Origin of the sequence: Aeromonas dhakensis, from assembly GCF_002285935.1 — a bacterium.
In the GTDB taxonomy this organism is placed as follows: Bacteria; Pseudomonadota; Gammaproteobacteria; order Enterobacterales; family Aeromonadaceae; genus Aeromonas; species Aeromonas dhakensis.
In genome coordinates, this window is record NZ_CP023141.1 from 1,444,161 (window position 1) to 1,465,746 (window position 21,586).

Below are 21,586 nucleotides of genomic sequence, written 5' to 3' on the forward strand. Positions count from 1 at the left end.
GAACCTGTGATTACAACTGTTATCAGATTGTTTTTTAGGGGGGGATCCTTTAAGGTTGGGCGCACAACAAGAAACAACCTTAAACCTACGCTTAAACATGGAGTTGATCATGAAAGTTGCCGTTCTGGGTGCCGCCGGTGGCATCGGCCAAGCCCTCGCTCTGCTGTTGAAAAACCGTCTGCCTGCTGGTTCCGAATTGAGCCTGTATGACATCGCTCCGGTGACCCCGGGCGTGGCGGTCGATCTGAGCCATATCCCGACTGACGTGAAAGTAAAAGGTTTCTGCGGTGAAGATCCGAGCCCGGCTCTGGTCGGCGCCGATGTCGTGCTGATCTCCGCCGGCGTGGCTCGCAAGCCCGGCATGGATCGTTCCGACCTGTTCAACATCAACGCCGGCATCGTCAAGAATCTGGTGGAAAAGTGCGCCGCCTCCTGCCCGAAAGCGCTGATCGGCATCATCACCAACCCGGTCAACACCACGGTCGCCATCGCTGCCGAAGTGCTGAAGAAGGCCGGTGTCTATGACAAGCGTCGCCTGTTCGGCGTCACCACCTTGGACGTGATCCGTGCCGAGACCTTCGTGGCCGACGCCAAGGGTCTGAACGTCGACAAGGTGCGCGTCAACGTGATCGGTGGCCACAGTGGCGTGACCATTCTGCCGCTGCTCTCCCAGATCGAAGGTGCCAGCTTCACCGCCGACGAAGTGGCCGCCATGACCAAGCGTATCCAGAACGCCGGTACCGAAGTGGTGGAAGCCAAGGCCGGTGGCGGTTCCGCCACTCTCTCCATGGGTCAGGCTGCCTGCCGTTTCGGTCTGTCGCTCATCAAGGGTCTGCAGGGTGAAGCCAACGTCATCGAGTGCGCCTACGTGGAAGGCGACGGCAAGCACGCCACCTTCTTCGCGCAGCCCATCCTGCTTGGCAAGAACGGCGTCGAAACCGTGCTGGACTACGGCAAGCTGAGCGCCTTCGAACAAGAGGCGATGGATGGCATGCTGGCCACCCTGAAAGCCGATATCCAGCTGGGTGTCGACTTCGTCAAGTAAGGCGTCCGGATGGACAGCAAGGGGAGCTTCGGCTCCCCTTTGTCGTTATGGGCAGGTGGTGCCGGACTAAGGGGATGCCGCCGGCTGCCGATAACAGGGTGCTGCAGGAGATCCTTATGATGAAACCTATTACCCTTGTCGGCCTGCTCTGTTTGCTGACGCCCCCATTGCTGACGGGCCAAGCGCAGGGGGCCGAGCCTTCCACCTCTGCCGCCGCCGCGACGAGCGGGGCCACGCCGGCGACCAGTGCGCCGGCGCAGCCGGAGGTTGCCGCCCAGCCCTCTGCGGCTGCCCCGTCCTCTGCTGCGGTTCCCGCACCGGCTGCCGTGCAAACTACGGCAACGCCAGCCGCCAACCCCTCTGCACCGGTTGCGGCAGCGAGTGCAACACCCGCCGCTGCGCCAGCGGCAGCCCCCATTCCCGCGCCTGTCGCTGCAGAGGGCGACCGTTCGCCGAACAATCGTCCCATGACCAGCACCCCGGCCAGCGGTCTGACCGTGGACAGCGGCGCGCTGCAGGCGGTGCCGCTCTATCGCCAGGACGAGCTGCTCAACTGGATTGAGCAGGGCCGTCATCTGCAGCAGGTCAAGCAGGACAGGTGCCAGCTCACCCAGGATATCGAGGTGCGGGCCGAGGTGATGAAGATCCCCTCTTATCAGTTTCTGTGGGGGGACATGCTGGCCTGGGGGGTCTGCATCAAGCCCAATGCGGAGCTGGGGGTGAAATTTATGTGGGATGCGGCCAACCAGGGGCTGGCGCCGGCGCTGGAGCAGCTGGGTCGCTACTACTGGAAGGGCACCCTGGTGCAAAAGGACCTGCTCAAGGCCGAGACCCTGATGCGGGAGGCCGCCAGCCTGGGTTTCCAGCGGGCGCAGATCGAGTGGGTGGAGATGCTGTTGCAGGGGATGGGCAGCCCACTCGACTATGAAGAGGCCTACCACTGGCTGCACAGCACGGTGATCGGCGACAAGGCGCTGCACCAGAAGGCGACCGGTCTGTTGAGCCGGCTCGGCAACCGGATGCCGGCCAACGCCATCGCCCGTGCCAAGGCGATGCACTGATCCCAAAAAATGACCCACGGATCTGCATCCGTGGGCCGGGAGGGACCAGCCGCCGTGCCGTGACAGGCTGGCCCCTCATCAGGTTATAGTGATCCGCCCGCCTTACAGATCTTGGTGGGGACCAAAAACTTCGTAATGGAGCTGGCCAGCCGGAATGCCCGCCACGATCAGCTGCTGCTTGACGGCCTGCATGAAGCCAAGAGGGCCACAGAAGTAGTAGTGGGCCTGCGGCGTGATGCGCTCCTGCACGGCACTCAGATCCATGGTGCCGGCATGATGGTACTCTTCGCCCTGCACGTCACTGGTCTGTGGCTCCCGATACCAGACCCGGCTCAGCAGGTTGGCGTGCTGGCGGGATTTCTGCTGAATATCCTCCCTGAAGGCATGCACTGTGCCCTGTTCGCAGGCGTGCAGCCAGGTGATGTCGGCCTGATGGCTGCTCGTCAGCAGCTGGTTGAGCATGCTCATCATCGGCGTGACACCCACACCGGCCGAGAGCAGTACCACCGGGGTACGGTTATCGGCTTTCAGGTAGAAATCGCCGGTGGGCGGCATCAGCTCCACTTGATCGCCCGCCTGCAGATGATCGTGCAGCAGGTTGGAAACCTGGCCCTGCGGCTCGCGCTTGACGCTGATGCGGTAGTGCTGGCCGTTGGGGGCATCGGAGAGGGAGTACTGGCGGATCTCCTGATACTCGAGCTCGGGATGGACCAGCTTGATGCTGAGGTACTGACCCGGCTTGAAGTCCAGCACCGGCTTGCCATCCACCGGCGCCAGCAGGAAGGAGGTGATGAGCTCGCTCTCGACCCGCTTCTCCTTGATCAGGAAGGGGCGGGGGCCTTGCCAGCCACCGATCTCGTTCGCTTTCTCCTGATAAATCTCGCTCTCGCGGCCGATGAAGATGCTGGCGAGCACGCCGTAAGCCTTGCCCCAGGCATCCAGCACCTCGTCGGTGACCGCACTTCCACCCAATTCTTTGAGCGTGGCCAAGAGATGACTACCTACAATGTGATATTGTTCTGGCTGGATCAGGAAACCCGTGTGCTTGTGGGCGATGCGTTCCACGGCACCGGCCAGTGCACCCAGGTTGTCGATGTTCTTGGCGTAGGCCGCCACCGCATTGAACAGCGCCAACGGCTGGCCGCCGCTGCGCTGGTGCGCCAGGTTGAAAATGTCCTTCAGCTCCGGGTTATGGCTGAACATGCGCTGGTAGAAATGCTGGGTGAGCGCGGGGCCCGCTGATTCGAGCAAAGGGATGGTGCTTTTGATGACGGCGATGGTGGCTTGGTCTAACATAGGGGTTCCTTTCTAATTGAACATCTAGAATGTCACTTAATAAGCTGCATCCTAGATGTTTATTTGATCTGAATCAATAATCAATTTCCGCGTGATGCGACACAGGCACTATGAGACTAACTAGCTATACCGATTTTGGATTGAGAGCCCTGCTCTATCTGGCGACCCTGCCGGAGGGCGAATTGTCTAGCGTGGCCAAGGTCTCCGCCTTGTATGACGTCTCCCGCAACCACATGGTGAAGGTGGTGAACCAGCTGGTGAAACTGGGCTACCTGCAGTCCCAGCGCGGCAAGAATGGCGGCATTCGCATGGCCTGCGCGCCGGAGAGCATCAACATCGGCCAGGTGATCCGGGCGCTGGAAGGCAATCTGGACGGCATCGACTGCAACTCGCCGGCCTGCCACATCGTCTCTGTCTGCCTGCTGAAGAGTGCCCTGAAAGAGGCGATGAATGCGTTTCTGGCGGTGATGGACAGCTACACGCTGCAGGATCTGCTGGCCAATCGCGACGAGCTGCAACAGGTCTTCGGCGAGTTGATCCCGACTCTGGTGCTGGAGTCTGGCGACGAAGATGAGTGAGCCGATCGCCGGCCAATGACGCAATAGAAAAAGGCTGCCATCGGCAGCCTTTTTTCAATCTTCCAGTCCCGACTCGTTTCGGTACAACGCCGGCATGATCCGCGCCATCTTCACCATGTTGTTCTCCACTTCCAGGATCTCGATGGGGTAGCCGGCCAGCCGCAGGCTGATGTTGGGCTGGGGGATCTCCTCCAGATATTCGAGGATGACGCCGTTGAGGGTACGGGGCCCGTCGATGGGCAGTTGCCAGTTCATCTCCTTGTTGAGCTCGCGGATGCTGGCCGAGCCCTCCACCAGGAAGGAGCCATCCGGCTGGGGATGGATCTCGTCGCTGGGCGCCGGGGTCATGGAGGTGGTGAAGTCGCCCACTATCTCTTCCAGGATGTCGTCCAGGGTGATCAACCCCTGAATGTCGCCATACTCGTCGACGATGAGACCAATCCGCTCCTTGTTGCGCTGGAACTTGGCCAGTTGCACGTTGAGGGGCGTCCCTTCCGGAATGAAGTAAATCTCGTCCACTTCCCGCAGCAGGCTCGACTTGTTGAACTGATCCTTGGCCATCAGGCGCAGCGCGTCGCGGGCGTGCAGAAAACCCACCACGTCGTCGATGTTGTCGCGATAGAGCAGGATCTTGGTGTGGGCGCAGTGGGCCAGCTGACGCAGTATGGTCTTCCAGTCATCGTTGATGTCGATGGCGTAGATCTCGCTGCGCGGCACCATGATGTGCTCCACCGTCATCTTGTCCAGATCCAGGATGCTGAGCAGCATCTCCTGATGGCGCTGGGGGATCAGACTGCCCGCCTCGTTGACGATGGTGCGCAGCTCCTCGGTATTGAGGGAGTCATCCTTGTTCGGATTGATCTTCAGCAGCTTGAGCAGGCCGCTGGTGATGCCGTTGATCATCCAGACGAAGGGGGCAAGCGGCACCATCAACCCCTTGAGCACCCAGGAGGCGGGATAGGCGACTTTCTCCGGGAACATGGCCGCCAGGGTCTTGGGAGTCACTTCGCCAAACACCAGCACGATCAGGGTCAGGCCGAAGGTGGCGATGGCCACCCCCAGATCCCCGAACAGACGAATACAGACGATGGTGGCGATGGCTGACGCCAGGATGTTGACCAGGTTGTTGCCGATCAGGATCAGCCCCAGCAGGCGGTCGGGCCGGGAGAGCAGTTTCTCCACCCGACGGGCAGCCTTGTGCTTGGTCTGGGCCAGATGCCGCAGCTTGTAACGGTTGAGCGACATCATGCCGGTTTCAGAACTTGAGAAGAAGGCAGACATGAGGATCAAGATAACGAGAACAATCAGCAATGTACTCGTTGAGATACTGTCCAAGAAGGGCTCCTGTGGGACTGGGTGATGAAGAAGTAGTGGGCGTTTAGCTCAGCAGCACTTCTTTGACGAAGCGACTGCCGAAGTAGGCCAGGGTCAGAATGAAGCTGCCGATCAGGCTCAGGGTGATCACCTTGCGACCGCGCCAGCCACGGGTATGGTGGCCCCACAGCAGCAGCACGTAGACGCACCAGGCCAGGATCGAGAGGATGGCCTTGTGGGATTTGCCCTGGGCGAACATGTCTTCGAGGAAGAAGAGGCCGGAGGCAATGGAGAGGGTCAGCAACAGGACGCCGGCCGAGATGAGCTGGAACAGCCGCTTCTCGACCGTCATCAGGGGCGGCATGGCCGGCAGCTGGCTGATCTTGCGCGTCTTCAGTTGCCGGTCCAGACAGGCGAGCTGCAGCGCAAACAGGCAGGCGATCATCAATACCGAGTAGGCCATCAGCGCAAGACCGATATGCAGCAGCAGCTGGGGATGGGCCTCCAGGTGGGTGATGTAGCGACCGGGAATGAGGGCGCTGGCGGCCAGCAACAGGGCCGAGAAGCTGTAGACCACCGGCAGCAGGATCCAGCCGTTGAAGCGGCGGGTGACGCAGGTCATGAAGCAGCTGATGATGAGACTGACCAGTGAGGCCACGTTGAGCATGCTCAGATTCTGCCCTGAGTGGGTCACCAGCACCTCGCCGGAGAGGGCGGCGCCATGGGCGATCAGGGCCAGTCCGATGCAGGCAAACAGGGGAGTTTGTCCCACTGGTTTGGCACTGAGCAGCAGGTGCAGAGAGGCGATGATGGCCAGCAGATAGAACGCCAGGGCCAGAACAGAGATCACGATCATAACCGGGTCGTTGTCGAGCAAGCGATTGGGAATAGGAAGGGCAGTATACCTTGCACAAGATGTGCTCGCCAGTTGTGCTGCCGCCGATCTGCCCATATATAGGCAGCATGTTGGGTCAGCCGCACAGGGCTGACCGCAGCCGAGTGCGGCGAATAATCGTCCTCATCGTGCGAGTGAGGTATAATGCCTCCCATTTGTTACGCCAAGAACCGGAATGCGTCATGTTTGAGAATTTGACTGAACGACTCTCGCGCACCCTGCGCAACGTCAGCGGCCGTGGCCGCCTGACCGAAGAGAACATCAAGGATACCTTGCGCGAAGTTCGCATGGCGCTGCTCGAGGCGGACGTCGCCCTGCCGGTGGTGCGTGACTTCGTCGCGCGCGTCAAGGAGCGGGCGGTGGGCCAGGAAGTGGCCAAGTCCCTGAGCCCGGGCCAGGCCTTCATCAAGATTGTGCACGGCGAACTGGTCTCCGTGATGGGGGAGGCCAACGAGCAGCTCAATCTGGCGGCCCAGCCGCCGGCCATCATCCTGATGGCGGGTCTGCAGGGTGCCGGTAAGACCACCACGGTCGGCAAACTGGCCAAGCTGCTCAAGGAACGCAACAAGAAGAAGGTGCTGGTGGTCAGTGCGGACGTCTACCGCCCGGCGGCCATCAAGCAGCTGGAGACCCTGGCCGGCGACATCGGCGTCGACTTCTTCCCGAGCGATGCCAGCCAGAAGCCGGTGGACATCGCCAACGCGGCCATCGATCAGGCGCGCAAGAAGTTCTATGACGTGGTGATCGTCGATACCGCCGGTCGTCTGCACGTCGATGGCGAGATGATGGAGGAGATCAAACACCTTCACGCCACCATCAAGCCGGTGGAGACCCTGTTCGTGGTGGATGCCATGACCGGTCAGGATGCCGCCAATACGGCCAAGGCGTTCAACGAGGCGCTGCCGCTCACCGGCGTGATCCTCACCAAGGCGGACGGCGATGCCCGCGGCGGTGCCGCGCTGTCGGTGCGCCACATCACCGGCAAACCGGTCAAGTTCATCGGTATGGGCGAGAAGACCGACGCGCTTGAGCCGTTCCACCCGGATCGTCTTGCCTCCCGCATCCTCGGCATGGGCGATGTGCTCTCTCTTATCGAGGAGGTGGAGCGCACCGTCGATAAAGAGAAGGCAGCCAAGCTTGCCAGCAAGGTCAAGAGTGGCAAGGGCTTCGATCTGGAAGACTTCCGCGAGCAGCTGGCCCAGATGCGCAACATGGGCGGCATGATGGGGATGCTCGACAAGCTGCCCGGCATGTCCGGCCTGCCGGACAACGTCAAGGATCAGATGGATGACAAGCTCACCGTGCGGATGGAGGCCATCATCAGCTCCATGACCCCCAAGGAGCGTGCCCATCCCGATCTCATCAAGGGCTCCCGCAAGCGCCGTATCGCCGCGGGTTCCGGCATGCAGGTGCAGGACGTCAACAAGCTGCTCAAGCAGTTCACCGAGATGCAGCGCATGATGAAGAAGATGTCCGGCAAGGGTGGCATGCGCAAGATGATGAGCCAGATGAAGAACATGCTGCCTCCCGGCTTCGGTGGCGGCCGCGGTCCGTTCTGATTATTCGGGCTGACGTAGCGAGTGAGGGTCTGCCATTGGCAGACCCTTTTCATTGCGGCTCTGCGCAAAAAATGGCTGGCTTGGTTGCAATTATTACGAATCCAAGTAGAATTATGCGGCTTATTTTAAGCTAGGGTCCGCGTGTTTGCGGGCCTTGTTCATTAGATGTTAATGAGGACGATATGGTAACCATTCGTTTACAACGTGGTGGCGCGAAAAAGCGTCCGTTCTACCAGGTAGTAGTTGCTGACAGCCGTAACGCCCGCGACGGTCGTTTCATCGAGCGCGTTGGTTTCTTCAACCCGGTTGCTTCTGGTAACGCTGAAAAGCTGAACCTGGACCTGGCTCGTATCGAGCATTGGGTTGCTACTGGTGCCGCTGTTTCTGACCGCGTTGCCAAGCTGATCAAAGACGCTGCCAAAGCTGCTTAATCAGCCAAACGGTAAGGAGTTAAGGTGGAAAAACCTGTAGTTCTGGGCACCCTGGGTACCGTTTACGGCATCAAGGGCTGGCTTAAAGTGAACTCCTTCACCGATGTTGCCGAAGCGATTTTCGATTACAACCCCTGGCTGATCAATCAGAACGGGGTGTGGCGTGAAATTCAGGTTTCATCCTGGAAGCGTCACAACAAGGGTCTGATTTGCAAACTCGATGGTATCGACGTGCGCGAGGATGCCCTGGCATTGACCAATGTCGAGATTGGCGTAGCCGCCGATCTGTTGCCTGCGTTGCCTGAGGGCGAGTTCTACTGGCGTGACCTGATTGGTTGCTCCGTAGTGACCACCAAGGGATACGACATGGGCAAGGTGACCGAATTGATGGAAACCGGCTCCAACGATGTGTTGGTGGTTGAGGCCAATGTAAAAGATGCCTTTGGTGCAAAGGAGCGGTTGATTCCGTTCCTGGAAGAGCAGGTGATCAAGAATATTGATCTGACTGCTCGAACAATCGAAGTTGATTGGGATCCTGGTTTCTAGTTTCCCGCGGTAACACGAGTGCCGGAGGTTTCTTATGTGGATTGGGGTGATTAGCCTCTTCCCTGAAATGTTCCGAGCCATTACCGAGCACGGGGTAACGGGTCGGGCCGTCAAGAGTGGCCTGCTGCAGATTGAGTGCTGGAACCCCCGGGACTTTACCCACGACAAACACCGTACGGTCGATGATCGTCCTTATGGTGGTGGGCCCGGCATGCTAATGATGGTTCAGCCGCTGCGTGACGCGATTCATGCAGCCAAGCAAGCGGCGGGAGACGGGGCGAAAGTCATCTATCTCTCCCCTCAGGGACGCAAGCTGACTCAAGCGGGCGTGACCGAGTTGGCGACGAATCAGAAACTGATTCTGGTAGCCGGTCGATACGAAGGTATCGATGAACGCGTGATACAAACCGAAGTCGACGAAGAGTGGTCTATCGGGGATTACGTGTTAAGTGGTGGCGAGTTGCCTGCCATGACCCTGATCGATGCGGTTTCGCGTCTGGTCCCAGGGGTTTTGGGCGATCAGGCCAGTGCCGAGCAGGACTCCTTTACGGACGGTCTGCTGGATCATCCCCACTATACTCGGCCGGAGGTGTTGGATGGGTTGGCGGTGCCCGAGGCGCTGACAAGCGGCAATCACGAAGTGATTCGACGCTGGCGTCTCAAGCAGTCGCTCGGACGAACCTGGCAAAGAAGGCCGGAACTTATTAACAACCTAGCTCTGACTGACGAGCAAGAATCACTTCTTGCCGAGTATGTCCGCGAAGTGCGTGACAGCGTTAAGTAGAGTTTTCAGTTTATCCTAGGTAAGGAAAGACAATGAGCAAGATTATTCAGCAGCTTGAACAAGAGCAAATGCGTACCGACATCCCGGCTTTTGCCCAGGGCGACACCGTACGTGTTCAAGTTCGTGTTAAAGAAGGTGGTAAAGAGCGTCTGCAGGCTTTCGAAGGCATCGTGATTGCCAAGCGTAACCGCGGTCTGCACTCTGCTTTCACCGTTCGCAAGATCTCCAACGGCGAAGGTGTTGAGCGTGTATTCCAGACTCACTCTCCGCTGATCCACAGTGTAGAACTGAAGCGTCGTGGTGATGTTCGCCGCGCCAAACTGTACTACCTGCGCAACCTGTCCGGTAAAGCTGCTCGTATCAAAGAGAAGCTCAACTAATTCGATTCGAATTGGTGTCGATATGTCGGCGAAATGCTCGACAGGTAGTGAAAAGGCTCGCCAATGGCGAGCCTTTTTTGTATCCACTTTCGGGTGTGCCGGTTTAACCTGGCTGGCTGACCCGCACCACAGAGTTGTCTCGCCCGAAGGGGCCGGGTACGTAGTCATCCGCCGCCCAGTCGTTGTCGTAGCGGGTCTCCCCGTTCGGCTGAACCAGCTGATAGCAGTATTCGAAATGGCTGGGGCCATCGGTCGGCAGGTTGAGGGTGGTCTTGAACTCACCGCTCTTCATCCGCTTGAGCTCGATGGGTTGCCACTGGCTGAACTCTCCCAGCAACAACACCTGCTCGGCTTCTCCTGCGGCCTCTCTTTTCACGGCAAAGGTCACCTTGACCTCGGGGCGGGACTTGAGAAATTGCTTGTTGATCGGCATGACGCCTCCTTGTCCTGATTGCGAAAAATAGCGGCTGTCTATTTTTATATCACTTTATGACAAGGATGTTGATAACAGAGATCAAGCGGGCAGGGCAAAGTGGCGCTGCAGCAGGCCGTGGGTGAAACCTATCTTGAGGTAAAAGCCGCGGGGCAGGGTCAGGATCGGCTGGCCATTGCGGCCGATGGCCCGGGTCAGCGCCTTGTTGTTGGCCGCCTTGGGACGCAGTTGCAGCACCTGGCCGTGGCGGGCGCTGATCTGCTCCACCTCTCCCAGCACTATCATGTCCATCAGCTCTTCCCAGTCCTGGCGCAGCAGCATCTCCTCCTCTTCATTCGGGCTCCACAGCAGCGGCATGCCGATCCGGCGCTCGCCGATGGGGATCTCTCGGCTGCCCTCCACCGGGATCCAGAGCACGCGGGAGAGCTTGTTGCGCACGTTGGACTCCTCCCAGCGCTGGCCGCTGACACCGATCAGCGGTGCCACGCAGACGAAGGTGGTTTCCAGCGGCTTGCCCTGAGGATCGATGGGGATCGTCTTGAGCTCGATGCCCAGATCCGGGAAGTCCTGCTCCGGCTTGCTGCCGGCGCTCGCTCCCAGCTGCCACTCGATCAGCTGACCGACCCAGCCCTTGTCCCGACGCAGATCCGCCGGCACGGCGATGTTGGCGTCGGCGGCCAGCTGGGCCAGGGTGAAGCCGGCCATGGCGTAGGCGCGGGCCAGCAGTTCCTGTTCTGAGCGGGGGTTGGCGGGCATGAGTGACTCCTGCAAAGAGGGATTATTCTAGCAACTCTGATCCTCCCTGAGGATCGCTGTTTTTATAACCGATCCTGGCAGGGGTATGCACAGGGGGAGCAGTTTTGTGTGTAAGTGTTTATCGTAATGATTTTAAAGGAATTTGTCTCCAATTTATCGATGGGCGTAGCGCTGGATCCTGCCTTGAAATAGTTGTCCAAGGGTTTGCTAGCGCTGTTTCACACAGTTATCCACAGAAATCTTGGATAACTGCTTAAAAGTAGGAATAGTCACCCTGTTGTTACAAAAAAATGTGAAACGGCACCGATTTTTGCGGCGATATCGGGGCAGATAGTGTGCCACTCCTGTGGATAAAATAGCCGTGGTGGATCTTTGAACAGTCGAACTTGTTCACAATCCGGATCCCGGCTCGCCGGCGGTAAAAGACATGGATCTTGATCCAGCATTCTTTATTTAACACCATGTATTTAAATACATATTTTGTTTTCTATCGCATCCTGTATGCTGTGGGGCAGTTTGGAGCAGATAAATAAAACTACTGTATATACCCGCTTGCTCACAGGCTTATGCACAGTCTGGGTGGGCAACTTGCAGGATCTGATCCTTTAATTTGTTTATAAGTTTGCTTGAAATCGAAAGTTATTCATGAATGGGGGATTGCAGTCCTTGTTTGCTGCCACGAGGTGAATGTGGAACAATCCCCTTATAGATTCAGCCTTTATAAGGTGATCACGTGATAGATGGCGACGGGTTTCGTCCCAATGTCGGAATCGTGATCTGTAACCGTGACGGACAAGTATTGTGGGCCAAGCGTTATGGGCAGCACTCCTGGCAGTTTCCGCAGGGAGGAGTTGATGACGGTGAGACGCCAGAGCAGGCCATGTATCGTGAGCTGTATGAGGAGATAGGCCTCAAGCCCGAGGATGTGACCATCATGGCGACCAGTCGCAACTGGTTGAAGTATCGCTTGCCAAAACGCCTCGTTCGTTGGGACAGTTCACCGGTCTGTATTGGCCAAAAACAAAAATGGTTCCTGCTGCAGCTGGATCCGGGCAGGGAGTCCAGGATCCAGTTCGGTTGTCATGGTCATCCGGAGTTTGATGACTGGCGTTGGGTCAGCTTCTGGTACCCGGTGCGTCAGGTGGTTTCCTTCAAGCGGGAAGTCTATCGACGGGTGATGAAGGAGTTTGCCCCGCTGGCGATGCCGGTGCCGGCAGTGCAGGTCAACAAGAAGGATGGGCGGCGTAATCGCGCCCGCTAAGGAGCACAGATTAGTTGTTAACGGAACTCAGGCGCATCGTCGAAAGCATGGCCGAAGCCAATACCCTCGAGCTGGCCTTGCAGGCACTGGTCAGCCAGACCCGGCTGGCCATGTCGGTGGACTGCTGTTCCGTTTACGTCTCCGAACCTGAAATGCGCCGCTACCGGCTGGCTGCGACCGATGGTCTGGCCGAGTCGGCGGTGGGCAAGGCCACCCTGCCGTTCGAGCAGGGTATCGTCGGCCTGGTGGGTCAGCGTGAAGAGCTGATCAACCTGGCTGATGCCCCCTCCCACCCCAGTTTCAAATTCCTGCCCGATGTGGCCGAAGAGGCGTTTCGCTCCTTCCTCGGCGCCCCCATCATGCATCAGCGCCAGGTGGTGGGTATTCTGGTGGTGCAGCAGAAGGAGAGCCGTCTCTTCGATGAGGGGGAGGAGTCCTTCATGGTCACCCTGGCGGCCCAGTTGGCGGCGCGCATCGCCCAGGCTCAGGCCAAGGGGTGGCTGCAGAAGACCGACTGGAGCAAGCCGCTGCGCGGCATTGCCGGGGCCAGCGGCATCGCCATGGCCAAGGCCTGGGTGTGGCGGCCACGCAAGGAGCTGCGCTCCATCACCCCGCGCAAGGATGAGGATCACGCCAGCCAGCTGGCGCGGCTGAACGTGGCGGTGGAAGAGGTGCGTCACGATCTGGAGAGCCTGGCCCTGCGTTTTCGCGAGAGCTACAGCCAGGACTCGGTGGCCATCTTCGACATCTATCTGCATCTGCTGGACGATCCCGGCTACATCAAGCCGATCCGCAACAAGGTGAGCAAGGAGCACTGGACGGCGGTCTCGGCGGTCAAGCTCATCAGCGATCGTCTCATCGAGCAGTTCAAGGGGATGAAGGATCCCTATCTGCAGGAACGCTCCACCGATGTGAAGGACATCGCTCAGCGGCTCATCAGTCGGCTGGTGCAAAACGAGCCCGAGCACATCGCCATCGGCGAGCCTGTGGTGCTGGTTGCCGACGAGGTGACGGCCACCATCCTCGCCGAGGTGCCCCGCGAGTTCCTGACCGGGGTGGTGTCCCTCAAGGGGGGCACCAACTCCCACGCCGCCATCCTGGCCCGCGCCATGGGGGTGGCGGCCATCATGGGGGTGGATCTGCCGCTCGGCGACATCGGTGGTCGCATGTTGGTGGTCGATGGCTACAGCGGCGATCTCTTCATCGAGCCCAATCAGGTGATCCTGACCGAGTATCGCCAGCTGCTCAATGAGGAGCGGGCCCTCGATACTCTGGTGCGCAGCGTCGACAACCAGCCGTCAGAAACCGCCGATGGCACCCCCGTTTCCCTGTTGCTCAACGCCGGCCTCAGCGCCGATACCGAGATAGCCCTCAATCATCTGGCGGACGGGGTCGGTCTCTATCGCACCGAGATCCCCTTCATGCTGCAGGACAGCTTCCCGTCAGAGTGGGAGCAGACTGCCCGCTATCGCGGCATTCTGGAGACTTACCGTAATCGCCCCGTCTGCATGCGGACTCTGGACGTGGGGGGTGACAAGCAGTTGCCCTATTTCCCCATCGTCGAGGAAAATCCCTTCCTTGGCTGGCGGGGGATCCGGCTCACCCTGGATCACCCCGAACTGTTCCTGGTGCAGCTCAAGGCGATGCTGCGGGCCAGCGAAGGGCTGGACAATCTGGCCATCATGCTGCCGATGATCAGCAGCGTCAGCGAAATCAAGGCTTCCCGCCGCCTGCTGGATCAGGCCTGGCGCGAGGTGTCGGAAGAGGCGGCCAGCCGTGAGGCGGTGATCCGCTACCCGAGCCTCGGGGTGATGATCGAGGTGCCTTCCGCCCTCTACATCCTGCCTGAGATGGCGCCGCTCATCGACTTCTGGTCGGTGGGCAGCAACGACCTGACCCAGTACCTGCTGGCGGTGGATCGCAACAACGCCCGGGTCGCCAACATCTACGACGCCTTCCATCCGGCGGTGATCCGCGCCCTGCAGCTGCTGGTCGATGCCTCCCGTCGCTACCACAAACCGGTCTCGGTCTGTGGCGAGCTGGCCGGTGATCCGGTCGGGGTGTTGCTGCTGCTGGCCATGGGCTATCGTCGCTTCAGCATGAACACCCACAACATCGCCCGCATCAAGTACGTACTGCGCCAGGCCAACCTGAGCGAGCTGACGGTGCTGCTGACCGACGGCCTCAAGCACGACAATCCCCATGTGCTGCGTGGCCTGTTTGCCCGCTATCTGGAAGAGCACGGTCTGGGCGGTTTGCTGCGCGCCGGTCACAAAGCGAAACAGATTGATTGATAATCATGCCTTGTCCCTGCTGACGAATGATCGGAAAATGCGGCTTTTCTTATGACTGGGGCCGCTTATGCAGCACGATGGATATTGGGTTTTCTCGCAGATTGATCCCGTAGCATTCAGTTTGGGACCACTATCGGTACGCTGGTATGGTCTCATGTATCTGTTTGGTTTCGCCTTTGCCATGTGGCTGGCGGGGCGCCGCGCCGATGCGCCGAACAGCGGCTGGACCCGCAACGAGGTGTCCGACCTGCTGTTTTACGGCTTCCTAGGGGTGATCCTGGGTGGTCGGGTCGGTTACGTGCTGTTCTACAACTTCGACATGTTCCTGGCCGATCCCCTCTACCTGTTCAAGATCTGGACCGGTGGCATGTCGTTCCACGGCGGCCTGATCGGGGTCATCACCGCCATGGTCTGGTTTGCCCACAAGACCAAGCGCCACTTCTTTACCGTGGCCGATTTCGTGGCACCGCTCATTCCGTTTGGCCTCGGCGTCGGCCGCATCGGCAACTTCCTCAACGGCGAGCTGTGGGGTCGGGTCACCGATGTGCCCTGGGCCATCATCTTCCCGGAAGCCGGCCCCGAGCCGCGCCACCCCTCCCAGCTCTACCAGTTCGCACTGGAAGGGGTGGTACTGTTCATCATCCTCAACCTGTTCTGGCGCAAGAACCCGCCGCGCGGCGCTATCTCCGGCATGTTCCTGCTGTTCTACGGCCTGTTCCGCTTCCTGGTGGAATTCGTGCGCCAGCCTGACAGCCAGCTGGGGCTCTACTTCAACGAGATCAGCATGGGCCAGATCCTCTCTACTCCGATGATCCTCATCGGTGCCCTGATGATCTGGGCCGCCTACAAGCGCCCGCAGTTGTTCGGCAACGCCGTGAAGGAGGCAAAACAATGAGAGCCTATCTCGACCTGATGCAGAAGATCCTGGATGAGGGGACCGTCAAGTCCGACCGTACCGGCACCGGCACCGTCTCCCTGTTCGGCCATCAGATGCGCTTCAACCTGGCCGAAGGCTTCCCGCTGGTGACCACCAAGAAGTGCCACCTGCGCTCCATCATTCACGAGCTGCTCTGGTTCCTCAACGGCGACACCAATACCGCCTATCTGAAAGAAAATGGTGTCAGTATCTGGGACGAGTGGGCCGACGAGAACGGCGATCTTGGCCCGGTCTACGGCGCCCAGTGGCGCTCCTGGCCGGCGGCTGATGGGTCTGTTATCGACCAGATCCAGAAGGCGGTGGACGACATCAAGCACAACCCGGATTCCCGTCGCATCATCGTCTCCGCCTGGAACGTGGGCGAGCTGGACAAGATGGCGCTGGCCCCCTGCCACGCTTTTTTCCAGTTCTATGTGGCGGACGGCAAACTCTCCTGCCAGCTCTACCAGCGCAGCTGCGATGTCTTCCTCGGCCTGCCGTTCAACATCGCCAGCTATGCTTTGCTGACCCACATGATGGCCCAGCAGTGCGACCTGGAGGTGGGGGACTTCGTCTGGACCGGTGGTGACGTGCACCTCTACTCCAACCACATGGAGCAGACCGCGCTGCAGCTCTCCCGCGAGCCGCGCCCGCTGCCGACCCTGCTGATCAAACGCAAGCCGGACTCCATCTTCGACTACCGGTTCGAGGATTTCGAGATCGAGGGTTACGACCCCCATCCCGGCATCAAGGCGCCCGTCGCCATCTGATGTGAAAGGCGCCCATGAGGCGCCTTTTTTATGCATAAAAGCCACAGAATATTCATTCTTATGGGGGAGTTTCGAGTGATATCCGCCCGAGAGAAAACCTGCTTATAGCAGGCATGTTTGATTTTTGCCTTCGGTTTTGTCGTTGTATTTCGCAGTAAGAAACGATTTTTCACGGATTGTTATCGGATATAGACTCAAATAAAAGTAAGACTGTGGATATTTTAACCATGAGCGACGTAATCAAGAAGTTCCTCAAGCTGGAGGCCGCCTCCGGAATAATTCTGATCATGGCAGCCATGCTGGCCATGATCCTGGCCAACAGCGGCCTGGCCGGCAGCTATCAGGCTTTCCTCGATACCCAGGTGCAGGTGCGCATTGCCGCCCTTGACATCAACAAGCCGCTGCTGCTCTGGATCAACGACGGCTTCATGGCTGTCTTCTTCCTGCTGGTCGGCCTCGAGGTGAAGCGCGAGATGCTGGAAGGGGCCCTCTCTTCCCGGGTGCAGGCCACCTTCCCGGCCATCGCGGCGGTGGGTGGCATGCTGGCGCCGGCCCTGATCTATGCCTTCTTCAACTACTCGGACGAAGTGGCGCGTGCCGGCTGGGCCATTCCCGCCGCTACCGACATCGCCTTTGCTCTCGGGGTGATGGCGCTGCTCGGCAAGCGGGTGCCGGTCAGCCTCAAGGTGTTTCTGCTGGCGCTGGCCATCATGGATGACCTGGGGGTCATCATCATCATCGCCCTGTTCTACACCCAGCAGCTGTCGCTGACGGCGCTGGCGATCGGCATCCTGGCGACCTTGACCCTGCTGTGGATGAATCGCCGCGGCGAGGATCGGATCAGCCTCTACATGCTGGTCGGGCTGGTGCTCTGGGTGGCGGTGCTGAAGTCGGGCGTCCATGCGACCCTGGCCGGCGTGGTGGTGGGCTTCATGATCCCGCTCAACGGCAAGCGTTATGAGTCGCCACTCAAGCATCTGGAGCATGCCCTGCACCCCTGGAGTGCCTACCTGATCCTGCCGCTGTTCGCCTTTGCCAATGCCGGGGTGTCGCTGGAGGGGATAGGTCTCTCCTCCCTGCTGAGCCCGGTGCCCATGGGCATCATGCTGGGGCTGTTCATCGGCAAGCCGCTCGGGGTGTTCACTATCAGCTGGCTGTCGGTCAAGCTGGGCATTGCCCAACTGCCACCCGGGGTCAACTTCAGGCAGATCTTTGCGGTCAGCATTCTGTGCGGCATCGGCTTTACCATGTCGATGTTCATCGCCTCGCTGGCCTTCGAGCACGGCGGATTGGATTACGGCAGCTACTCTCGCCTCGGGATCCTGGTGGGATCCACCCTGGCGGCGGTAGTCGGTTATCTCGCCCTGCGCATGGCGCTCCCGAACCGGGAGGCCGATCAAAGCACGGAGGGGTTATGAAAAGAGTCGGATGGTTGGTCATGCTGGCGCTGAGCCAGGCGGCCTGGGCCGGCAGTCTGCAGGATTGCCAGCAGGATGCAGCCTCGGCCAGCTGCTCGGCCTACCTCAGCGGCGTGGTCGACAGCGCCCTGCTGTTGGGGGACAAGCAGGCCAAGGCGCAGTTTGGCGAGACCTTTGCCGAGCGGGCGCTGAGCAGCCGGGCCGGCGAGCGGGTCAAGCAGTCCAACAAGCGCTACTGCGGGGAACGGATGCCGGATCCGGTCAGCCTCAAGACCCACCTGCAGGAGCAGTTCGGCGCGAACAAGGTTGACTCGATCAGCGACATGTATGACATTCTGGCGGCTGAACTCAGTTGCTACCGGAGCCCGCGCCAGGCGGGAACCCCATCGGATGTCACACCTTAACTACAACCATCTCTATTATTTTTGGATGACCCAGAAGAAGGGCTCCGTCACGCAAGCGGCGGAAGCCCTCTTTTTGACCCCGCAGACCGTCACCGGCCAGATCAAGCTGCTGGAGCAGCGCCTCGGCGGCAAATTGCTGATAAGAAAGGGACGCTCCCTGGAGGCGACCGAGCTGGGCCAGCTGGTGTTCCGTTATGCCGACAAGATGTTCAGCCTCTCCTACGAGATGCTGGATATCGTCAACTACCGCAAGGAGAGCCAGATCCTGTTCGACGTCGGCATCGCAGACGCCCTCTCCAAACGCCTCGCCAGCCGGGTGCTGCTCTCCGTCATCCCCAATGATGGCTCCATCCACCTGCGCTGCTTCGAATCGACCCACGAGCTGTTGTTGGAGCAGCTGAGCGAACACAAGCTCGACATGATCCTCTCCGACTGCCCGGTGGACTCCAGCCAGCACGCCGGCCTGCTCTCCAAGCGACTTGGTGGTTGCGGGGTCAGCTTCTTCTGCAAGGCGCCGCTGCCATCGCTGCCGTTTCCCGCCTGTCTGGAGGAGCGCAAGCTGCTGATCCCCGGCCGGCGTACCGCCATGGGTCGTCAGCTGACCCAGTGGTTCGAGCAGCAGGGGGTCTCCCCCAGCATTCTCGGCGAGTTTGACGATGCGGCCCTGATGAAGGCGTTCGGCTTCTTCAACCAGGGCATCTTCATGGCACCCACCATCTACCGGGAGGAGATCCTGGAAGGGGAGGGGGTGATGCTGCTGGGCGAGACCCAGGATCTGATGGAGGAGTACTACGTCATCTTCGCCGAGCGGATGATCCAGCACCCGGCGGTAAAACGGGTGTGCGAGAGTGATTTCTCCTTCCTGTTTGCCGGCCAGGAGGACTTTGCCACGATTCAACCGGCAACCCTGTCATTTTAAATTGACGGGCCACAGAGTATGATTCTTGCCTCGAACGAGAGGGAATGAGATGCAACTGGAAGAGATGGAGGCCAATGCGAGCCGGGCGGTGGCACTGCTCAAGGCGCTGGCCAATGAACGGCGGCTGTTTATCCTGTGTCAGCTGCTGGAGCGGGAGCTGTCGGTGGGGGAGCTCAACGAGCGGCTTGGTCTGAGTCAGTCGGCGTTGTCACAACACCTGGCCGTGCTGCGGCGGGATGAACTGGTGGAGACGCGCAAGGAGGCCCAGACGGTCTACTATTCGCTGCGCAGCTACGAGGTGCGCGAGATGATAGGGTTGCTGCACAAGTTGTACTGCTGCGAACAGAAATAAAAAACCGGCACAAAGGCCGGTTTTTTCAGCTTTATCAGCAGACGCTGATTAAGCCATAGCTTTGATCTGGGCAGACAGGCGGCTCTTGTGACGAGCAGCTTTGTTCTTGTGGATCAGGCCTTTGGTCGCCATACGATCCATGATCGGCTGAGCAACAGCGAAAGCGGCAGTCGCAGCAGCCTTGTCGCCGGAGGCGATGGCAGCGATGACTTTCTTCAGGTAGGTACGGGTCATGGAACGACGGCTGGCGTTGTGCTGACGACGTTTCTCTGACTGAAGAGCGCGCTTCTTAGCAGATTTGATGTTAGCCAAGGTAAAACTCCTAAAACTGTCTTAGCGAGTGTATTGAAAAGGCCCGGAAATATGCCTTCTCAACCACATATTGTCAAATGATTTGTGCAAATAAACACCGCCCCCCGGTGGTGTGTCAGGTGGGAGACGGTTAAACTGTCGGCCGATTCTATCAGCATTCTTTTCATTCCGACAGTTCCAGAGGCCTCGTCTTGAGTAAGAAATTGATCAAATCCGGCATGATAGTGTCCGGAATGACGTTGGCGTCCCGCGTGATGGGCTTGGTTCGCGATGTGGTCATCGCCAATCTGCTTGGCGCCGGGGTGGCCGCAGACGTCTTCTTCTTTGCCAACCGCATTCCCAACTTTCTGCGCCGCCTGTTCGCCGAAGGTGCCTTCAACCAGGCCTTTGTTCCCGTGATGACGGAGTACAAGAAAAAAGGCGACGAGAGCGAAGTGCGCGAGTTGCTGGCTGCGGTGGCGGGCACCCTGGGGGGGATCGTTACCGTGGTCACCCTGCTCGGGGTGCTGGGGTCAGGCGTGCTGACCGCCCTGTTTGGTTGGGGCTGGTTCTGGGACTGGCTGCACGGCGGGCCGGCGGCCGAGAAGTTCGAGATGGCCAGCCTGATGCTCAAGATCACCTTCCCCTACCTCTGGTTCATCACCTTCACCGCCATGGCGGGGGCCATTCTCAACACCTTCGGTCGCTTCGGGGTCTCCTCCTTTACCCCCATCTTTCTCAACATCACCATGATTGCCGCCGCCTGGTGGATTTCACCCTGGCTCGACAACCCCGAGCTGGCGCTGGCCATCGGTGTCTTCCTCGGCGGTCTGGTGCAGTTCCTGTTCCAGTTCCCCTTCCTGCGCCAGCTCAACATGCTGGTGTGGCCCAAGTGGGGTTGGCACCACCCGGGGGTGGTGAAGATCCGTACCCTGATGATCCCGGCCCTGTTCGGGGTCTCGGTCAGCCAGATCAACCTGCTGGTCAACACCATGCTCGCCTCCTTCCTGGCGACCGGTGCCATCAGCTACCTCTATTACTCGGATCGGCTGCTGGAGTTCCCGCTCGGCATGTTCGGCGTCGCCATCAGCACCGTCATTCTGCCGGCGCTGGCCAAGAAGCACGTGGATGCCGACCCGGCCGACTTCTCCCGTACCATGGACTGGGGGGTGCGGATGGTGATGCTGCTCGGCCTGCCGGCCATGGTGGGCATCGCCGTGCTGCGCGAGCCCATCCTGCGGGTGCTGTTCATGCGCGGCGAGTTCGGCCTGCACGAGGTGAGCATGTCGAGCGCCAGTTTGCTGGCATCGACCACGGGCTTGCTGTCGCTGATGCTGATCAAGGTGCTGGCACCGGGCTACTACGCCCGCCAGGATACCCGCACGCCGGTGCGGATCGGGATGATCTCGATGGCGGCCAACATGGTCTGCAACCTGCTCTTCATCTATCCGCTCGGCTACGTGGGGCTGGCCCTCTCGACCGCCTGCTCGGGCACGCTGAACGCGGCTTTGCTGTTCAGGGGGCTCCATCAGCAGAGCGTCTACCGCCCGTCCCGTCACACCGGGGTATTCTGTCTCAAACTGCTGACCGCCAGCCTGCTGATGGGGGGCGTGCTCTTGTACCTCTCGCCGGATCTGGCCCAGTGGGGCGCCTGGCACATGAGCAAGGCGACCATGCAGCTGGCCATGCTGCTGGTCGTGGGGGGGGCCATCTATGCCGGTGTCCTGCTGGCGCTTGGGATCCGGCCAAGAGATCTGAGAGCGGGGCGGGACGACTGAGTCAGCCCCTGCGGCGAGATAGCCCCGCCTGAACCTGTTGTCGGGGCGGAGCGGCTGAAATCGGGTCAGCAACAGGGCTGACCCGGCGTGCCGCCTGATATATAA

23 protein-coding genes are annotated in these 21,586 nt (G+C 59.7%); 17 read left to right on the forward strand and 6 right to left on the reverse strand.

The window, feature by feature from the left end:
• The first annotated feature begins 109 nt into the window (after positions 1 to 109).
• Positions 110 to 1,045 carry a malate dehydrogenase gene (gene mdh / locus CK627_RS07105; protein WP_017780273.1) on the forward strand — a complete coding sequence of 312 codons (936 nt, stop codon included), beginning with the start codon at positions 110 to 112 and terminating at the stop codon, positions 1,043 to 1,045.
• 467 nt (positions 1,046 to 1,512) lie between these two features.
• Positions 1,513 to 2,106, forward strand: coding sequence for a tetratricopeptide repeat protein (locus tag CK627_RS22825; protein WP_005308682.1), 594 nt, complete (start codon positions 1,513 to 1,515; stop codon positions 2,104 to 2,106).
• A 102-nt stretch (positions 2,107 to 2,208) separates the two neighbouring features.
• Here CK627_RS22825 and hmpA read toward each other — a convergent pair whose 3' ends face one another.
• Positions 2,209 to 3,402: an NO-inducible flavohemoprotein gene (gene hmpA / locus CK627_RS07115; protein ID WP_095591996.1), complete on the reverse strand. Its 1,194-nt coding sequence runs from the start codon at positions 3,400 to 3,402 to the stop codon at positions 2,209 to 2,211.
• Between the two features lie 110 nt (positions 3,403 to 3,512).
• Here hmpA and CK627_RS07120 point away from each other — a divergent pair, with 110 nt between their 5' ends.
• Positions 3,513 to 3,980: an Rrf2 family transcriptional regulator gene (locus tag CK627_RS07120; protein ID WP_095591997.1), complete on the forward strand. Its 468-nt coding sequence runs from the start codon at positions 3,513 to 3,515 to the stop codon at positions 3,978 to 3,980.
• Between the two features lie 54 nt (positions 3,981 to 4,034).
• Here the strand turns inward: CK627_RS07120 and CK627_RS07125 are convergent, their stop codons facing one another.
• Positions 4,035 to 5,315, reverse strand: a complete 1,281-nt coding sequence (locus tag CK627_RS07125; RefSeq protein WP_005308688.1) for an HlyC/CorC family transporter — start codon at positions 5,313 to 5,315, stop codon at positions 4,035 to 4,037.
• Between the two features lie 43 nt (positions 5,316 to 5,358).
• A complete protein-coding gene (locus tag CK627_RS07130; RefSeq protein WP_043169441.1) occupies positions 5,359 to 6,150 on the reverse strand; it encodes a cytochrome C assembly family protein in 792 nt (263 codons plus the stop codon).
• 221 nt (positions 6,151 to 6,371) lie between these two features.
• On the opposite strand from CK627_RS07130, the gene ffh reads away from it, so the two are divergent.
• The 5 genes from ffh (at position 6,372) to rplS (ending at position 9,889) form a co-directional block, all read left to right on the forward strand.
• Complete coding sequence (gene ffh, locus CK627_RS07135; protein WP_005308693.1) at positions 6,372 to 7,748, forward strand: signal recognition particle protein; 1,377 nt, start codon at positions 6,372 to 6,374, stop codon at positions 7,746 to 7,748.
• Positions 7,749 to 7,930: 182 nt separating this feature from the next.
• Positions 7,931 to 8,179 (forward strand): 30S ribosomal protein S16, encoded by a 249-nt coding sequence (rpsP, locus tag CK627_RS07140; RefSeq protein WP_005308695.1) that lies wholly within the window; start codon positions 7,931 to 7,933, stop codon positions 8,177 to 8,179.
• A gap of 24 nt (positions 8,180 to 8,203) precedes the next feature.
• A complete protein-coding gene (rimM, locus tag CK627_RS07145) occupies positions 8,204 to 8,725 on the forward strand; it encodes a ribosome maturation factor RimM (protein ID WP_005308697.1) in 522 nt (173 codons plus the stop codon).
• A gap of 34 nt (positions 8,726 to 8,759) precedes the next feature.
• The gene (trmD, locus tag CK627_RS07150) at positions 8,760 to 9,509 is read left to right on the forward strand and encodes a tRNA (guanosine(37)-N1)-methyltransferase TrmD (RefSeq protein ID WP_005308699.1); all 750 of its coding nucleotides are present in this window, start codon (positions 8,760 to 8,762) and stop codon (positions 9,507 to 9,509) included.
• A gap of 32 nt (positions 9,510 to 9,541) precedes the next feature.
• Entirely contained in the window at positions 9,542 to 9,889 is a 348-nt protein-coding gene (gene rplS, locus CK627_RS07155; protein ID WP_005308701.1) for a 50S ribosomal protein L19, read from the forward strand.
• Between the two features lie 103 nt (positions 9,890 to 9,992).
• Here rplS and CK627_RS07160 read toward each other — a convergent pair whose 3' ends face one another.
• Together CK627_RS07160 and mutH are read right to left on the reverse strand one after the other, a co-directional pair.
• Complete coding sequence (locus tag CK627_RS07160; protein WP_095591998.1) at positions 9,993 to 10,322, reverse strand: isoamylase early set domain-containing protein; 330 nt, start codon at positions 10,320 to 10,322, stop codon at positions 9,993 to 9,995.
• Between the two features lie 81 nt (positions 10,323 to 10,403).
• A complete protein-coding gene (gene mutH, locus CK627_RS07165; protein ID WP_005308705.1) occupies positions 10,404 to 11,078 on the reverse strand; it encodes a DNA mismatch repair endonuclease MutH in 675 nt (224 codons plus the stop codon).
• 733 nt (positions 11,079 to 11,811) lie between these two features.
• Here mutH and rppH point away from each other — a divergent pair.
• The 8 genes from rppH to CK627_RS07205 all read left to right on the forward strand — a co-directional run bounded on the left by rppH (position 11,812) and on the right by CK627_RS07205 (position 19,412).
• Entirely contained in the window at positions 11,812 to 12,339 is a 528-nt protein-coding gene (gene rppH / locus CK627_RS07170) for an RNA pyrophosphohydrolase (protein ID WP_005308708.1), read from the forward strand.
• 14 nt (positions 12,340 to 12,353) lie between these two features.
• Positions 12,354 to 14,633, forward strand: coding sequence for a phosphoenolpyruvate--protein phosphotransferase (ptsP, locus tag CK627_RS07175; protein ID WP_095591999.1), 2,280 nt, complete (start codon positions 12,354 to 12,356; stop codon positions 14,631 to 14,633).
• A 67-nt stretch (positions 14,634 to 14,700) separates the two neighbouring features.
• Positions 14,701 to 15,528 carry a prolipoprotein diacylglyceryl transferase gene (lgt, locus tag CK627_RS07180; protein ID WP_017765294.1) on the forward strand — a complete coding sequence of 276 codons (828 nt, stop codon included), beginning with the start codon at positions 14,701 to 14,703 and terminating at the stop codon, positions 15,526 to 15,528.
• Positions 15,525 to 16,319 (forward strand): thymidylate synthase, encoded by a 795-nt coding sequence (gene thyA, locus CK627_RS07185; protein ID WP_042008720.1) that lies wholly within the window; start codon positions 15,525 to 15,527, stop codon positions 16,317 to 16,319. Before lgt ends, thyA begins: the two co-directional genes overlap by 4 nt.
• Positions 16,320 to 16,546: 227 nt before the next feature.
• The gene (gene nhaA / locus CK627_RS07190; RefSeq protein WP_017787504.1) at positions 16,547 to 17,737 is read left to right on the forward strand and encodes a Na+/H+ antiporter NhaA; all 1,191 of its coding nucleotides are present in this window, start codon (positions 16,547 to 16,549) and stop codon (positions 17,735 to 17,737) included.
• Positions 17,738 to 17,757: 20 nt separating this feature from the next.
• On the forward strand, positions 17,758 to 18,141 hold the full coding sequence (locus tag CK627_RS07195; RefSeq protein ID WP_174704194.1) for a Rossmann-fold NAD(P)-binding domain-containing protein: 384 nt from the start codon (positions 17,758 to 17,760) through the stop codon (positions 18,139 to 18,141).
• Positions 18,128 to 19,060: a transcriptional activator NhaR gene (gene nhaR / locus CK627_RS07200; RefSeq protein WP_095592000.1), complete on the forward strand. Its 933-nt coding sequence runs from the start codon at positions 18,128 to 18,130 to the stop codon at positions 19,058 to 19,060. The genes CK627_RS07195 and nhaR overlap by 14 nt, the downstream gene beginning before the upstream one ends.
• A gap of 49 nt (positions 19,061 to 19,109) precedes the next feature.
• Positions 19,110 to 19,412 (forward strand): ArsR/SmtB family transcription factor, encoded by a 303-nt coding sequence (locus tag CK627_RS07205; RefSeq protein WP_167385298.1) that lies wholly within the window; start codon positions 19,110 to 19,112, stop codon positions 19,410 to 19,412.
• 48 nt (positions 19,413 to 19,460) lie between these two features.
• Here CK627_RS07205 and rpsT read toward each other — a convergent pair whose 3' ends face one another.
• Positions 19,461 to 19,724: a 30S ribosomal protein S20 gene (rpsT, locus tag CK627_RS07210; protein ID WP_005308808.1), complete on the reverse strand. Its 264-nt coding sequence runs from the start codon at positions 19,722 to 19,724 to the stop codon at positions 19,461 to 19,463.
• A 191-nt stretch (positions 19,725 to 19,915) separates the two neighbouring features.
• Between rpsT and murJ the strand changes: the two genes are divergently transcribed.
• Positions 19,916 to 21,481, forward strand: coding sequence for a murein biosynthesis integral membrane protein MurJ (gene murJ, locus CK627_RS07215; RefSeq protein WP_010635140.1), 1,566 nt, complete (start codon positions 19,916 to 19,918; stop codon positions 21,479 to 21,481).
• Positions 21,482 to 21,586 lie beyond the last annotated feature (105 nt).

Bases quoted from the DNA above. Each gene is read 5' to 3' on its own strand.
- mdh (WP_017780273.1), top strand. From the start codon at position 110: ATGAAAGTTGCCGTTCTGGGTGCCGCCGGTGGCATCGGCCAAGCCCTC.
- CK627_RS22825 (WP_005308682.1), top strand. From the start codon at position 1,513: ATGACCAGCACCCCGGCCAGCGGTCTGACCGTGGACAGCGGCGCGCTG.
- hmpA (WP_095591996.1), bottom strand. From the start codon at position 3,402: ATGTTAGACCAAGCCACCATCGCCGTCATCAAAAGCACCATCCCTTTG.
- CK627_RS07120 (WP_095591997.1), top strand. From the start codon at position 3,513: ATGAGACTAACTAGCTATACCGATTTTGGATTGAGAGCCCTGCTCTAT.
- CK627_RS07130 (WP_043169441.1), bottom strand. From the start codon at position 6,150: ATGATCGTGATCTCTGTTCTGGCCCTGGCGTTCTATCTGCTGGCCATC.
- ffh (WP_005308693.1), top strand. From the start codon at position 6,372: ATGTTTGAGAATTTGACTGAACGACTCTCGCGCACCCTGCGCAACGTC.
- rpsP (WP_005308695.1), top strand. From the start codon at position 7,931: ATGGTAACCATTCGTTTACAACGTGGTGGCGCGAAAAAGCGTCCGTTC.
- trmD (WP_005308699.1), top strand. From the start codon at position 8,760: ATGTGGATTGGGGTGATTAGCCTCTTCCCTGAAATGTTCCGAGCCATT.
- rplS (WP_005308701.1), top strand. From the start codon at position 9,542: ATGAGCAAGATTATTCAGCAGCTTGAACAAGAGCAAATGCGTACCGAC.
- CK627_RS07160 (WP_095591998.1), bottom strand. From the start codon at position 10,322: ATGCCGATCAACAAGCAATTTCTCAAGTCCCGCCCCGAGGTCAAGGTG.
- mutH (WP_005308705.1), bottom strand. From the start codon at position 11,078: ATGCCCGCCAACCCCCGCTCAGAACAGGAACTGCTGGCCCGCGCCTAC.
- lgt (WP_017765294.1), top strand. From the start codon at position 14,701: ATGCAGCACGATGGATATTGGGTTTTCTCGCAGATTGATCCCGTAGCA.
- thyA (WP_042008720.1), top strand. From the start codon at position 15,525: ATGAGAGCCTATCTCGACCTGATGCAGAAGATCCTGGATGAGGGGACC.
- nhaA (WP_017787504.1), top strand. From the start codon at position 16,547: ATGAGCGACGTAATCAAGAAGTTCCTCAAGCTGGAGGCCGCCTCCGGA.
- CK627_RS07195 (WP_174704194.1), top strand. From the start codon at position 17,758: ATGCTGGCGCTGAGCCAGGCGGCCTGGGCCGGCAGTCTGCAGGATTGC.
- nhaR (WP_095592000.1), top strand. From the start codon at position 18,128: ATGTCACACCTTAACTACAACCATCTCTATTATTTTTGGATGACCCAG.
- CK627_RS07205 (WP_167385298.1), top strand. From the start codon at position 19,110: ATGCAACTGGAAGAGATGGAGGCCAATGCGAGCCGGGCGGTGGCACTG.